Consider the following 13,599-nt stretch of genomic DNA (forward strand, 5'->3'; position numbering starts at 1 on the left):
AGTGCCCTCCTTCGACGACACTTGTCCGTGTCGTCGAAGAAGGGCACTGACCGCCGAAGCAGCTGGCCGGCCTATTGGCTAGCCGTGGTAAGCCGTAATGATCGTCTGATCGATGGCACTACCGCCGGCATCCGAAGCCTGGACTCTCAGCGAGACCGCCTGTCCAGCCGCGACGTGCGGCAATGTCGCCGCATACCGTCCGCCGCCGAGCGCGTGGACCGGCGCCGCGGCCCACGTCGTGCCGCCGTCAGTGGACGTCCACAGTCGCAACTCCTTGACAGCTGCCGATCCGGACCCTGCGACGCGCGAAGCGGTCAGGATCGCAGTATCGCCGTCCGGGTGGTTGTCCAGTCCGAGCGGCAGGTTGTAGTTGATCGTCAGTAGCGGCAGCCTGACCAGGCTCGGCCCGACCGGCCCCGACGAACGGAACGTCCACGTCGTGCTCGTCCGCACGCAGACCGGGATCGCCGCCGTGGACTCGTCGTACACCAGCCGGTACGTGCCCGTCCCGACCGGCACGGCGAAGTCGCCGATCGAGTTGTTCACCGCGCCGAGCAGGCTGTCGCCGTGGTAGAGCCGCATCGTCTGGCTTGTCGCCCCGATGCCTTGCAGGCAGTCGTAGCCGTCCGGCAGATCCTGGAGATCGACCAGCTCGACGTGGATGTCGGCCCGGGAGCGGGTCGAGGGCTGCGGCGCGCAGAAGCTCGTCGAGAGGGCCGTGGCCGAGTACGGTCCCGGGCGGAAGACCTGCTTTGCCCAGTCCGCGGCGCTCTTGCTGCCGGGGGCGTAGTGCGTGAAGCCCGGGATCTCGGTCACCCACGCGAAGGTGTTCTTCTGACCGTCCAGGGTGATCGGCGGCGCCGCCTCCTGGTTCCAACCGATGCCCGGCTCGGTCGAGAGGTAATCGGTGCGCGTCGATCCGCCCGGCACCGTGCTGAGGAACTGAAGCGCGAGGAATCCGCTGTCCGTTAGGCCATAACGCGATTCACCGTACGGCGTGGTGTCGCCGTCGACACCGTAGAAGCGTTCGTCGACTGTTGCCAGTCGCGCCTGGACCGCCGGCGTCACGGTGTACGCCAACGTATCTGGGATTCGGTCGCCGAGGTTGTGGAAGAGGTCGTACACATACCGGGACGGGCTCGCCGGGTCAATCAGCCGGAAGCCGCTGGAGACCCTGAAGGTGCCGGTGCGGGCCGCGTCGGTGGGCTGAACGAACAGCGCGGTCTGCGTGCTCGGATTGAACGAGTAGATGCCTGTCCCGAACAGCTGGCCACCGATGCCGCGCTCGGTAAACACATCGGCGCCGTCGTACTCGGTGGCCCGACCGGATACGGACGCTGAAACAGGCGCAGCCTTTGCGGCGTCGAGTGTGACTGCCGTGTCGCCGCCGACGAGCACGTCCGGTTGGCCGACCAGCGCGGAACGGATCTGGTTCAGATCCGTCGCATCGTCGACATTGCCGCTCACCCAGTAGTCGCCGTCTGGGACCTGAATGGTCGCGGAACCAGTGCTGAGATCGACAAAGGTTGAGAACAGCGTCGAGTCTTCGGCGTTCGTCACGTTCGCGTAGGCGGAGAAACCGCCCGATGCGGTACCGGGCAACGCAGTCGCGGTGAGCGTGAGATTGTGCCTCGGCGCGTTGACGTCAAGGCTGACCGGGATGTGCAGCGTCCGGCCGCCATCGCGGATCGTGACGCGACCCTCGTAGAGGCCCGGGTGATCGGTGACGAGGGCGGGATTTACGGAGACGGTCACCGGTGCCTTGCCCTGCGCGGCGACGTGCACGGTGTTCGCCGAGACCTTGATCGCCCCAGCGGGCGCGGGAACGCCAGCGCGGTTGGTGAGCGAAGCCGAGACGTGCAAGGTCTCAGGGTGCTTAGTGACGTCGGTGAGCGTGAGGGTGTCGGCAACGGGAGCAGTAGCGTCGTTCGGAATGCTGCCGAGGTCGGCGACGGCCTGGTCGGTCGTGGCGGTCGCCCCGATGGCGGCGGCGATATCCAGCCTTCCGCCGCCGAGTTCATACTCGTCACCGCCGCTCGCGGCGTGCGCGGTGGCCACCAGAGTCGCCTTCACCTGCGCCGGGCTCCAGCCGGGATGCAGTTGGTAGAGGATCGCGGCGGCGCCGGCAACCTGGGGCGTGGCCATCGACGTACCGGATTCGATCACGTAGTGCGCGTCCACGATGGCGCCCAGCGCGGTACCCGCCGCGCGCGCTCCGGCGATGTTCACGCCCGGCGCGACGATCTCGGGCTTGATGGTGTAGTCGCCGAGGCGCGGCCCGCGGCTGGAGAAGGGCGCGAGCGCGTCTTTCCCGTCCACCGCGCCGACCGTGAGCGCGTCATCCGCCGCGCCCGGCGTGCCGACTGTCTGCTGCGCGGAACCCGTGTTTCCGGCCGCGATGACGAACAGCACCCCGTCGCTGGCAGTGAGCTGATTCACGGCGAGCGACATCGCGTCGGTGCCGTCCGAAGGCTCGAACGAGCCGAGGCTCATGCTGACGACCTGAGCCCGGGTCGCAGCCCACTGCATGCCCGCGATGATGTCGGATTCCTGGCCCGAGCCGTCGTCGCCGAGCACCTTGCCGATCACCAGTTTGGCACCGTAGGCCACACCGCGCCGCTGGCCATGGGAGGCCGCGCCGCTGCCCGCGATCTGCGTGGCCACGAAGGTGCCGTGGCCGAAGTGGTCCGTGGCGTCCGCGGTGGCGGTGAAGTTCTGCTCGGCGATGACGCGACCCGCCAGGTCGGGGAAGGTGTCGTCGATCCCTGTGTCGAGTACCGCGACGGTGGTTCCCGTTCCGGTGTCACCGCGCGACCAGGCGGCCGGGGCCCCGATCTGGGTCAGGTTGTGGTCGAGTGGGCCGGAGGATCCGGTGTTGGCGTCGACTGTGCGGGTTGGGACGGCGCTGGTCCGGATGGTGCGGTCCAGCCAGATATAGCCGAGGTTCCCGCTCACCGCCGGAGTCAGCCGGCCCGCGTGCCGTGACGCGGCCGCGATCGACGCGAGCTTGACTCCGAGCCGGGCCGCGCTCCCCTTCGGTTCAACGACCCCTTCCGCACCGATGCTCGACAGAGTGCTGCGATGCTGGAGCGGCACGACGAGGTTCTGCGCCGCGGCGTGGCCGCTCACCCCGGACGTACCGCGCACGATCAGCGGCAATCCGGTGCGGTGCGCGTCGTCGTCGCCGTCCTTGATGAGCGTGGTGACGTCGAAGAGTGTCGGATCCAGCACCTTCCCGATCAGCGGAGCGACGTCATGCGGCAGGACCCTGATGTGCCCGGCGGAGTCGACGTAGTCGCTGAAGATGACGCCGGTTCGTCCCGCCCCCGGCTTGATGGTGACCAGCGGAGGGCCGCCAGCGAGTGTGCGGACACCGATGACATCGCCGGTCACCAGCGTCACGGTCCACGATTTACCCGCCGGCAGCACGCTGGTGCCGCCCTTCGCCGGCGCCGCCTCGGCGGCCCGCTGCGAAGCGGCCACCGCGGCGAAAGCCACGACGCCCGCCACTGAGAACACACCCGCTTTTCGCAGGATGCTCAATTGTTTCCCCTCTCCCCGATCCCGTTGTGCGGAATTCCGCAGTCGTAGAGACGCCCAACGGCGCCAGGAGGATGCGACGCGTTCGAGGCGCGGCTTTTTCGCGCAGTTCGTGCCAGCCCCACCTTCGATCGTCGTGGTGCCGCCGTGGCCAGGGCATAGCCGCGCCGACCACGATGAAGAGGTCCAGACCGCTTTGTCGTCATCGGGGGATCAGCAATGCGTGCTTCCATAGCCGCCACGTGCGTGGCCTTACTCACTATCGCGATCGGTTCCGGTGCCAGCGTCGCTGCCGCTGCCACGTCCACAGCCTCAGGTGCAAGCGGCACCACAGGTGCCTTGAAGCTTCCGGCGCCGACCGGCGCTTTCCAGGTCGGGGTCGTGAATCTGCACCTGATCGACCGGTCCCGGCCGGAACACTGGGATCCGCCAAAGCCCTATCGAGAGCTGATGGTCAGCGTCGTCTATCCGGCACGCGACGCCCAGCGCTACCCGCTCGCGCATCAGATGACGCCCGGCGTCGCAGCAGGCTTCAACACGGTGGCCGGCCCCGGAAACTATGGCGTGCCGCCGAACACCGCTGATTGGTCGGCGGCGCTCACGCATGAGCACGAGGGTGCGCCGGTCGCGGGCGGACGGCGTCCCGTCGTGCTGTACTCCCCCGGCGCGGTCGACCTGCGTTCTTGGGGCACCGACCTGGTCGACCAGCTCGCCAGCGAGGGATACGTCGTAGTGACCGTCGACCCGACATACGAGGCGGCCGCGGTCGAGTTCCCCGGCGACCGCGTCATCGACAGCAACATCCTGACCTGGTATCAGCAGGCTCAGCAGGACGGCACGATGCCGCAGTTCCTGCGGGCGCTGGAGGAGACCAGAGTCGGCGATACCGAATTCGTGCTCGGCCAGCTCGCCGCGCTCGCCGCAGGTCACAACCCGGACGCCGAGCAACAGCCACTTCCCGCGGGCCTGAGCGGTGCCATCGACCTGCGGCGAGTCGGCATGTTCGGTCAATCAGCCGGAGGCTTCACCGCGCTGGAGGCGATGTATCAGGACCCGCGCATCGCGGCGGGCATCGACATGGACGGAACGCTTGAGTACACGCAGAATCCGGACGGCACTTACCTATCCCCGGTCGCTCAGCACGGATTGAATCGGCCCTTCCTGCTGCTGGGCAGCGCGGGCCCCGACGGCTCCAATCACGTGACCGAACCCTCCTGGGCCGCGCTGTGGCGGCACAGCACCGGCTGGCACCAGGACGTGACGCTTCCCGGAACCCGCCACGGGTCCTACACCGACGCCGAAGCGCTCATTCCTCAGCTCGCTGACAAGCTGCCGGCCGACACGGTGACCACCGACATCGGGTGCGCGAACCCCGCGCTCACCATCGCCACAGAGCGTGCACTGATCAGTGCCTTCTTCCACCGGTGGCTGTAAGCGGCAGGTCTTCGACAGGTACGCCGCCCGCGGTCAGGCCGAGCAGCGTGAGGCTGACGCTGCTTGGCCCGGCCGGCGTCGTGCCGTCGCGCAGGACCGCGAGAGCCAGAGTGTTGCGACCACGAGTGCGCAGGATCCCGTTCGGCAGCACGAAGGTGTGCTGCGGACCGACATCGTTGATGTACTGGCCGAGGTTCCAGCCGTTGAGGAAGATCTGCACTCGGTAGGCGCGCGCCGGATCGTCGGTCAGCGTCAGCCCGATTGAGGCATCGGCTCCCCGCGGTATAGCCAGGTTGAACGTTGTACGCAGCCAGCCGACGCCCTGGCTGGTGTCCGCGCTCGGCAAGCTCATCCGCTGCCACGCGCCGTCGCCGAAAGTGGGCAGATGCCAGCCGGAACGCTCGCCGTAGAGACCGCCGTTGTTCAGCGGCCCGCGCAACGGGTCGGACGCCGCGGTGTCAGCTCCCTGAATGCGCCAGGTGACGGATGGGGCCGGGGTCTCACCGGTGAACGTTACGGCGGTGAGCCCGCGCGCCGCCTTGTGCGCGTCGTTGGAGCCGCCGTCCTCGCTGTGCGCCATCGGCCGCACGAGCACCGCGAGCACATGCGGACCCGAACCGCTGAGCGCCGCGGGAACGGCGAAAGTCGCGGTAGCTGTCCACGTGCTCTGCGAATCCTGCGCTTTAGTAGGTACCGGCTGTCGGTGCGTGCCGAGCGGTACGCCGTCGAGCCAGGCCATCAGCATGCCTTGGGTGCCTGATGAGTAAGAGAGGCTGACGCTTTGCGCTCCGGCCTGCGCATTGTAAGAGCCCCGATACCAGACGTCGCCGTAGTGGAAGCCATAGTCGTCCGCGAACAGCACGGGCTGTCCGGCTGGCACCGGCGTGGTGCTGAACGAGGTGGTCTTGTTGGCGAGGGCCCAGGCCGAATCGTCGAAGCCTGGCGCCGACTCGGGATTTTCGGGTGCGTAGCGCCAGTTCGTGAGGGCGGGCAAGGTGACCTGTGCTGGCGCGGGCAGTTGTATGGAAGCTGACAGGCTGCCGGAGACCGTGTGACCGGTGGGTATGGCGGACCCGTTCCAGAGGAGCCTGCGGATACCGGTCGGCGCCCATACTTCCAGGTCGCTCGCGGCCGTCGTGTCTCCGTTCAAGGCGGCGACCGGCCCCATCACGAACGCGTTGCGCAACAAGGCCGGGCCGCGCACGAGGACCGGTCCGGCGAAACTGTCGTGCTTCCAGAACGTCGCGGACTCCTCGTCGTCCGCGAGGAGCAGCAGCAGCGGCGCGGAGCCGTCCGACGGCGCGATCAGTACCCTGATCAGCCCGGAGAGCTGAGCGTTCACGCGCAATGCGCCTGCGGTGCTGTCGTACGAGGATGTGGCCGACCCGGAAAGCACGGAGACGGTCGGCGCGGCGGCGAAGGCGAGCGAGAGCTCGACCGGGTCGCCGGTGCGACCGACGAGCAAAGCGACGTCGCGGGCGCCGATGGTGGCGGCGTACATCGGCTGGGCCGTCGTGTATCGCAGCGTTCGCCGTCCGACCGCGATGCCGGTAGCAACGACCTTCATGTCCTTGCCGGTTAGCCGAATCCCGGCGCCCGAGGCCGGAACAGTGACCTGACTGCCGCTCACTGAGACCGGTACGGTGATCGACTGGTCAGACGCGGTGTCGTTGCGTAGGAAGTAGAAGTGCGCGCCGGTGGTCGGGTTCGTGAGGTGGTACGTCTTGATCGCAGTACTGGAAGCCGTGACGTCCGCGGCACGGTCCAGCTCGGCGAGATCGGGCACCGATTCGAGCATCAGCCCGATCTGCTTCATCGGCACCAGCTTCGAGGTCTGATTGCGCGCCTCGTCGACCGCCGCGCCATAGTCGTACGAGGTGTACACGACTGGCGCGGGCAACCAGCCCCACGAGGTGCCACCGAAGGTCATGTACACGTTCTGCAGCTTGATTCCGTTAGCCAGGTTCGTCAGGTAGAACCGCCGCTCGTACACCGCGTCCCGGGACGCCCGCGCCCCTGCGTAACCCTGTCCGGCGAACTCGGCTCCGCCCCACGGGTCGAACCAGCCACCGCCGAACTCGGCCTCGAATCCGGGCGTGTCCGGACTCGCGGTAGAACCACCCTTCGCCCCGCCCGGCCCGAAGTAGCCCCAGTCCGGCGGAGTGCTGCTCGGGGAGGGATAGCCGTCGAAGGCGTACAGGTAACGCCCTGATTCGCCGTTGGTGCTGAAGCTGCCCGGTATCCAATCGCCGTTGCGGCCCTTGTCGTTGTGGAACAACGGGACCGTGATCCCGTCCGCGCGCACCTTCGCGTACAGATGCGCCAAGTAGGCCGCGCCGACGCCGTCACCGAGATGGGAGGAGTACTCGTTTTCCAGTTGGTAGAGCAGGACCGTGCCGCCGCCGTCCGTGTACTGATGCTTCGAGACGATGGCGTTGACGGCGGTCAGCCACTCGTCGGCATAGCTGAGATAGGTGCTGTTGTTCGTGCGCGCGGTACCCGTCGTCGCGGTCAGCCAGCCGGGGAATCCGCCGGCGTCAACCTCGGCGTTGATGTAGGGACCGGGCCGTACGGTCACGAAGATCCCCACCTGCGCGGCCACCGCCAGGAAACGCCCCAGATTCCGCACGCCGGTGAAGTCGTACTGGCCGGGCGCGCAGCTGTGGTAGCTCCAGTTCACGTAGATGCTGACCGCGTTGTAGCCGTTGGAGCGCATCTTCTGCAGCACATCAGTCCACAGCGAAGGACTCGGCAGCCGGAACGGGTGGAACTCCCCCGACCACAGCACAAGCCTGCGATCGTCGAGGAGCAACGAGTACTTGTCGAACGTCACCGTGTGCGGCACGTGGCGGCGGCCTGGCTCGGGAGCGACGGTCGCCGCCTGCGCGGGGAGCGCGAGGGCGGCGGCCGCGCCCGCGGTCAGGGCGGTGAATGTGCGCCGATTCAGGGTCATGCCGCACTCCAGGTCCTCGCGAACGGGTCGCGGTTCATAGAAGCGGCATTTTGAACTGCGGTCAATAATGTCGGGTTCTTTGGTGATGTGCGATCGAGTCTGCGTCGCGGACTTCAGGACTCAACACAACTCCACGCGACACCACGAAGCAGCGCGAGGCGCAGCGTTGCGTACACACGCCGCCGCCGAGCGCCCTGTGCGGCGCTCGGCGGCGAGATTGTGGCGCTGTGCTCCGGGTGACGAAGACGACGAAACTCAGTGACCGAAGACATGCGGCCGGTGGTGGCGCCGCGTCGTGGTGGTCGCGGTCGTGTCGCCGCCGGCGAGGTCAGCACTCGTCGCGTCCGTCTCGGCCGCGGCACCCTCGTGCTCTTCCAGCCGGGCCGCCATCGCGTCACGGTCCGCCATCGCCGCGCGGGCCTCGCGGCGCTCGGCGCGCCGAGCCACCCTGCGCCGACGGGCCATGGCGGCGCCGCCGAACATCAGGAACAGGCTGAAGCAGAAGATCAGCGCCAGCGCCAGGCCGGCGATGAAGATCTCCAGGCTGTTGAACGTCCCGAGGGTGTTGCCGAACATCGTCACGGTGTAATCCGGGCCGCCGCCCGTGTTGTAGGCGATCAGCAGCCCGGTAAAGGCGCCGGTCGCGCATAGCAGCAAGAGTCCAAGTAGCAGCATTACCCTCACCTCACAGTACTGGTTGATTACGGATAACCGGGCTACACCGGTCGAAACAAGTCAGGGGTCACCGCTACGCTCAGTGACCACTATGCTTTGATCATGACCACGCTCGTCCAGACGCCGGCCGGTGACGCCCGGCTGACCTGCATCGGCGCTCAGGGTCCACGGCGGGCCAAGCTCGTGCTCGGCCATGGCGCGGGTGGTGGGATCGAGGCCGCCGACCTTCAGGCGCTGGCCGCCGCGCTTCCAGCACATGGAGTCGAGGTCGTCCTGGTCGAACAGCCTTGGCGAGTCGCCGGCAAGCGGATCGCGGCCGCGCCTAAGACCCTGGACGTCGCCTGGCACGCGGTTCTTGAGCACCTGCACGAACGACAGGACGCTTCCGGCACCGCTCCCCTCATCGTCGGCGGGCGCAGCGCGGGGGCACGCGTCGCCTGCCGAACCGGGGCCGCGACTGGAGCCGCCGCCGTCCTCGCGCTCGCCTTTCCGCTCCACCCGCCCGGCAAGCCGGAGAAGACGCGCGCCGACGAACTGACCGGTTCCGGTCTGCCGACCCTGATCATCCAGGGCGCGACCGATCCGTTCGGCAGCGCCGCCGAATTCCCGCCGCTGCCCGGCACCCACCGCCTCGTCGCGCTGCCCGCGGGCAACCACGAGTTCGCAGTGCGCAAGGATCAGGCACCGGTGCTCGATACGATCGTCGATGCGGTTGCTGAGTGGATCAGTACCTTGTTTTGAGTTGAAATCAGGGCTGGAACAGCACCTTGACCGCGCCGTCCTGCTTCTTCTGGAACATCTCGTACGCCTGCGGCGCCTCGCTCAACGGCAGGTGATGCGTCGCGAACGAGTCGACGCCGAGCGGGTCGTCGTCAGTTAGCAGCGGCAGGATCTGCTCGACCCAGCGCCGCACGTTCGCCTGACCCATGCGCAGCTGGATCTGCTTGTCGAACATGGTCAGCAGCGGCAGCGGGTCGGTCATGCCGCCATACACCCCGGACAGCGAGACCGTGCCGCCGCGGCGCACCACGTCGATCGCCAGCAGCAGCGCGTCCAGCCTGTCGACGCCGACGTGCTGCATCATCGCCGCCGCGAGCCGGTCCGGGAGCAGCGAGGTGGCCTGCTGGGCGAGCTTGGCGATCGGCGCGCCGTGCGCCTCCATGCCGACCGCGTCGATGACGGCGTCGGGGCCGCGGCCGTCGGTCAGCTCGCGGATCACGTCGGGCAGTTCCTTGCCGTGCTCGGCGAGGTTCAGCACGTGGGTGCCACGGGCGGCGGCGCGCTCGAGCCGCTCGGGCACCAGGTCGACCCCGATCACCTGACCCGCCCCGCGGTGCGCGGCAATGCGCGCGCACATGTCCCCGATCGGGCCGAGTCCGAGCACGACAACGCTGCCGCCCTGCGGTACCGCCGCGTACTCGACGGCCTGCCACGCGGTTGGCAGCACGTCGGACAGGAAGACGAAGCGGTCGTCCGGTGGCCCCTCCGGCACCTTGATCGGCAAGGTGTTGCCGAAGGGCACCCGGAGCAGTTCCGCCTGTCCGCCGGGAATCTGTCCGTAGAGCCTGGTGTAGCCGAAGAGCGAGGCGCCGGTGCCATATTCGTGCACCTGCGTGGTCTCGCACTGCGACTGCAAGCCTTGCGCGCACATGAAGCAGGTGCCGCACGAGACGTTGAACGGCACGACGACCCGATCGCCGGGCTTAACGCCGGTGACCTGCCCGCCGACCTCGCGCACGATCCCCATCGGCTCGTGCCCGAGTATGTCGCCCTGGCTCAGGAACGGGCCGAGCACCTCATAGAGGTGCAGGTCGGAACCGCACAGCCCGCTCGAGGTGATCTGCACGATCACGTCGGTCGGCTCCTCGATCTCCGGATCGGGCACGGTCTCGACGCGCACGTCCCGACGGCCGTGCCAGGTCAACGCCTTCATCGCTCCTCCTCGCCGCTGTGGGCCCGGTGCGCCGCTTTTGAGGTGCACTGTCGGCCCGCGCCTGTCGGCGCGTGCCCCCGCGGCGTGCATCGAAACGAACGGCGTGCATCGGAAGGAGAGCGTCCGTCAAAAAACGAGACACCTCCCGCGGCCGGTAAGTGCGGTACCGGCCGCGAGAGGCTGTGTTGGTGCCGGGGCGACGGCCATTAAGGCGAGGGTTCGCCGCCCCGGCCGGTTCAGCTGGGCCCAGGGCGATTGCTCCTGGTACTACTGGGCCCGTCGATCGATCACTGCGTCCACTGCTGGTTGCTGCCGCCGTTGCAGGACCACAGCTCGACCGGAGTGTTGTTGGCGGTCGCCGCGCCGGTCACGTCGAGGCAGAGCCCTGACTGCACGCCGGTGATGGTGCCGTTCGAGTTGAACTGCCACTGCTGGTTCGCCTGGCCGTTGCAGGGCCAGATGATCACCTTCGTGCCGTTCGACGTGCCCTGGCCGTTGGCGTCCAGGCAGTCCGTCGTGCCGTTGTTCGTGACGGTGATGGTGCCCGAGGAGGTGTGGGTCCAGTTCTGCGGGGCCAGGCCGTTGCAGGTGTAGATCTGCTGCTGGGTGCCCGCGGTCGTGGTGCCGTTCGGGTCGTCAAGGCACTTGCCCGCGCCGACCGCGTGAATCGGTCCGGTGGTGCCTCCGCCACTGCCGCCGCCGGTGCCGTATCCGGCCGCGACGATGTTCGCCTGCACCGAGTTCTCGGTGGCGTCCGAGGGGTATCCGCTGGTCATGACGCCCTCATAGAAGGTGCCTGCGGAACCCTTGCTGTTGTCGCCGCCGATGCCGAGGATGATCGCGCCCTCCTTGTGCATCGGGTTGTAGCCGGAGACGTTCGGCCGCGCGCCGCTGTAGAAGGTGGACAGGCCGCCGGACTGCGAGTTGCCGCCGCGGATCGACCACAGGTTCGCGGTGCCCTTGATGATCGCGGTGGTGTAGCGGTAGTTGACCGTCGGATCGTTGCCGTTGTAACCGGCGTTCACCCCGGAGTACAGGCCGTTCTCCATGTCGGCCATGATCCACGGACCGTTGCCGGTGCCGTAGCCCCAGACCTTGATGTTGCCGAAGTAGATGGCCTCCATGTGGCCGTTGCCGGTGTCGTTGTTGCTCGTCTCGGCGTTGCCGTAGTCGAAGCAGCAGCCGCCGTTGTAGTGGGTGCCGTCGAAGATCGCGTATTCACCCTCGGCCTGATCACCGGTCGCGATCCCGCTGGTGTTGTCGTCGCGGTAGCCGGTGCCGGCCGCCACGTAGACGCCGTACGCCTTACTGCCGTTGAGGGTGGTGGGTGCGGCGGTGGCGTTGGCGAGGTTGTCCGGGCCGCCGGCCGCGCCGCCCGCAGGAGCCTGCGTCAGGTTGTTGCCGTGTCCGGACTGGTCGTAAATGACGGTGATTACACAGGTGGTGCCGGAGCAGAAGGAGTCCTGCGCCGCGGCGTTGGCCACCCCGCCCGCACTGACCGGGCTGATGTTGAGCGTGGCGTTGTCCGAGGACCGGCGCACCTGGTACAGCGAGCCGCTGTAGGACCCGTACAACGCCCTGGTCGTGCTGTGCGCGGCCACGCAAGGCGTGCCACCTGCGGAGTAGATGTCACACGGGCCCTGCGACGCAGCCTGCGCCGAGCCCGTCGTCATCGCGAAACCGATCATGCCGCCGGCGATGACCGCGACTGCGGCCCCGAACCGAGCGAGCCGCGCGGGCCGCGGCACCCGCCATTCGCGATTCGTCATGACGCGCTGCCGTTCATGTCGTCTCCCAGCTCTTCGTTGAGCGTGACCCATAAATTGTTAGCGCTAACATTTCGGACCGATTCAGCGCCTTGGCGTTGAAGCGTGGTCCGAGAGGTTTCGGAATGCAGACGTTGCCTCACGCCGGAAGTCGTGTCAAGAGTTCCGCAGCCGCCGAGCGGCCCGGCGCGGCCGGTTTTGCGGAAACTTTCCATCGCAGCCGCCTGTTACGGCTCGGCGGCGCACTGCCCCTGAGCCGCACCGATGCTGTTCAGCAAGCAGATGAATGCGCTCAGTGTCCATGCGGGCACATTCCGTGTCAGCGTCCTCATCCGATGCCGTTGCGGCCAGGCAATCGGTTGCGCAGACTTCGGCCTGTCGTCGCGCTCGATGACCGCGTCATACGTCGCGGTCGAGCCGAAGGTTCCCATGCACCGGGAAACCCATTTCCGATCCACCTGCGGCGGTAAGCGGCGACCGCACCTGTTAGCGCTAACACAGGAGGTTTCGATGCTTTCTCTTCGGAGGCGCGCGGCGGTGGCGGTCGCCGCGGCCGCCGGACTCGTCACCGCCGGCGGAACTCTCGCCGCCGTCACGGCGCAGGCGGCCACGACCGGTTGTTCGGTGTCTTATACGGTCAGCTCGCAGTGGCCCGGCGGCTTCGGCGCGAACGTCACCATCACCAACCTGGGCAGCCCGATCAGCAGCTGGACGCTGACCTGGTCGTTCGGGGCCGGGCAGACCATCACCCAACTCTGGAACGGCAGCTACACCCAGTCCGGCGGGAGCGTGACGGTCAACAACGTCTCGTACAACGGCTCCATCGGCGCCGGCGGCAACACCAGCTTCGGCTTCAACGGAGCGTGGAACGGCTCGAACCCAACGCCGACCACGTTCACGCTCAACGGGACGACCTGCACCGGAACCACCGGCGGCGGCGGAACACCCACGCCGACACCGAGCAACACTTCCTCTCCCTCGGCTTCCGCGTCCCCGTCGTCCTCGCCCACGCCTCCCGCCGGCCAGGGACCGTGTGACATCTACGCGGCCGGCGGCACTCCGTGTGTCGCAGCGCACTCCACCACCCGAGCGCTTTACGCGGCGTACACCGGCTCGCTGTATCAGGTGCGGCGTTCCTCCGACAACAGCACGCGCAACATCGGTGTGGTCGGCGGATACGCCGACGCCGCCTCACAGGACTCGTTCTGTGCCGGAACCACCTGCCTGATCACAGTCATCTACGACCAGTCCGGGCATAACAACAACCTGACGCAAGCCCCTGCGGGCGGCGCGGCGGG

8 protein-coding genes are annotated in these 13,599 nt (G+C 67.8%); 3 read left to right on the plus strand and 5 right to left on the minus strand.

The features are described 5' to 3' along the window. Positions 1-78 precede the first annotated feature (78 nt). A complete protein-coding gene (locus VN779_RS06525; RefSeq protein WP_325721162.1) occupies positions 79-3,543 on the minus strand; it encodes a S8 family peptidase in 3,465 nt (1,154 codons plus the stop codon). Positions 3,544-3,879: 336 nt separating this feature from the next. Here VN779_RS06525 and VN779_RS06530 point away from each other — a divergent pair, with 336 nt between their 5' ends. After that, complete coding sequence (locus VN779_RS06530; protein ID WP_325721163.1) at positions 3,880-4,974, plus strand: hypothetical protein; 1,095 nt, start codon at positions 3,880-3,882, stop codon at positions 4,972-4,974. Here the strand turns inward: VN779_RS06530 and VN779_RS06535 are convergent. Together VN779_RS06535 and VN779_RS06540 are read right to left on the minus strand one after the other, a co-directional pair. After that, positions 4,946-7,927 carry a beta-galactosidase gene (locus tag VN779_RS06535; protein ID WP_325721165.1) on the minus strand — a complete coding sequence of 994 codons (2,982 nt, stop codon included), beginning with the start codon at positions 7,925-7,927 and terminating at the stop codon, positions 4,946-4,948. The two genes, VN779_RS06530 and VN779_RS06535, sit on opposite strands and share 29 nt — an antisense overlap. Before the next feature lie 255 nt (positions 7,928-8,182). Then, on the minus strand, positions 8,183-8,602 hold the full coding sequence (locus VN779_RS06540) for a hypothetical protein (protein ID WP_325721166.1): 420 nt from the start codon (positions 8,600-8,602) through the stop codon (positions 8,183-8,185). Between the two features lie 102 nt (positions 8,603-8,704). Here VN779_RS06540 and VN779_RS06545 point away from each other — a divergent pair, with 102 nt between their 5' ends. Then, entirely contained in the window at positions 8,705-9,343 is a 639-nt protein-coding gene (locus tag VN779_RS06545) for an alpha/beta family hydrolase (protein ID WP_325721168.1), read from the plus strand. Between the two features lie 7 nt (positions 9,344-9,350). Here the strand turns inward: VN779_RS06545 and VN779_RS06550 are convergent, their stop codons facing one another. Next, positions 9,351-10,535: a zinc-dependent alcohol dehydrogenase gene (locus VN779_RS06550; protein WP_325721170.1), complete on the minus strand. Its 1,185-nt coding sequence runs from the start codon at positions 10,533-10,535 to the stop codon at positions 9,351-9,353. Between the two features lie 287 nt (positions 10,536-10,822). Next, positions 10,823-12,304: an arabinofuranosidase catalytic domain-containing protein gene (locus VN779_RS06555; RefSeq protein ID WP_349260675.1), complete on the minus strand. Its 1,482-nt coding sequence runs from the start codon at positions 12,302-12,304 to the stop codon at positions 10,823-10,825. A 507-nt stretch (positions 12,305-12,811) separates the two neighbouring features. Between VN779_RS06555 and VN779_RS06560 the strand changes: the two genes are divergently transcribed. Then, positions 12,812-13,599 (plus strand): arabinofuranosidase catalytic domain-containing protein (locus tag VN779_RS06560; protein WP_325721172.1); only part of this gene is annotated, 788 nt, incomplete at its 3' end.

Origin of the sequence: Actinocrinis sp., assembly GCF_035605935.1 — a bacterium.
Classification (GTDB): Bacteria; Actinomycetota; Actinomycetes; order Streptomycetales; family Catenulisporaceae; genus Actinocrinis.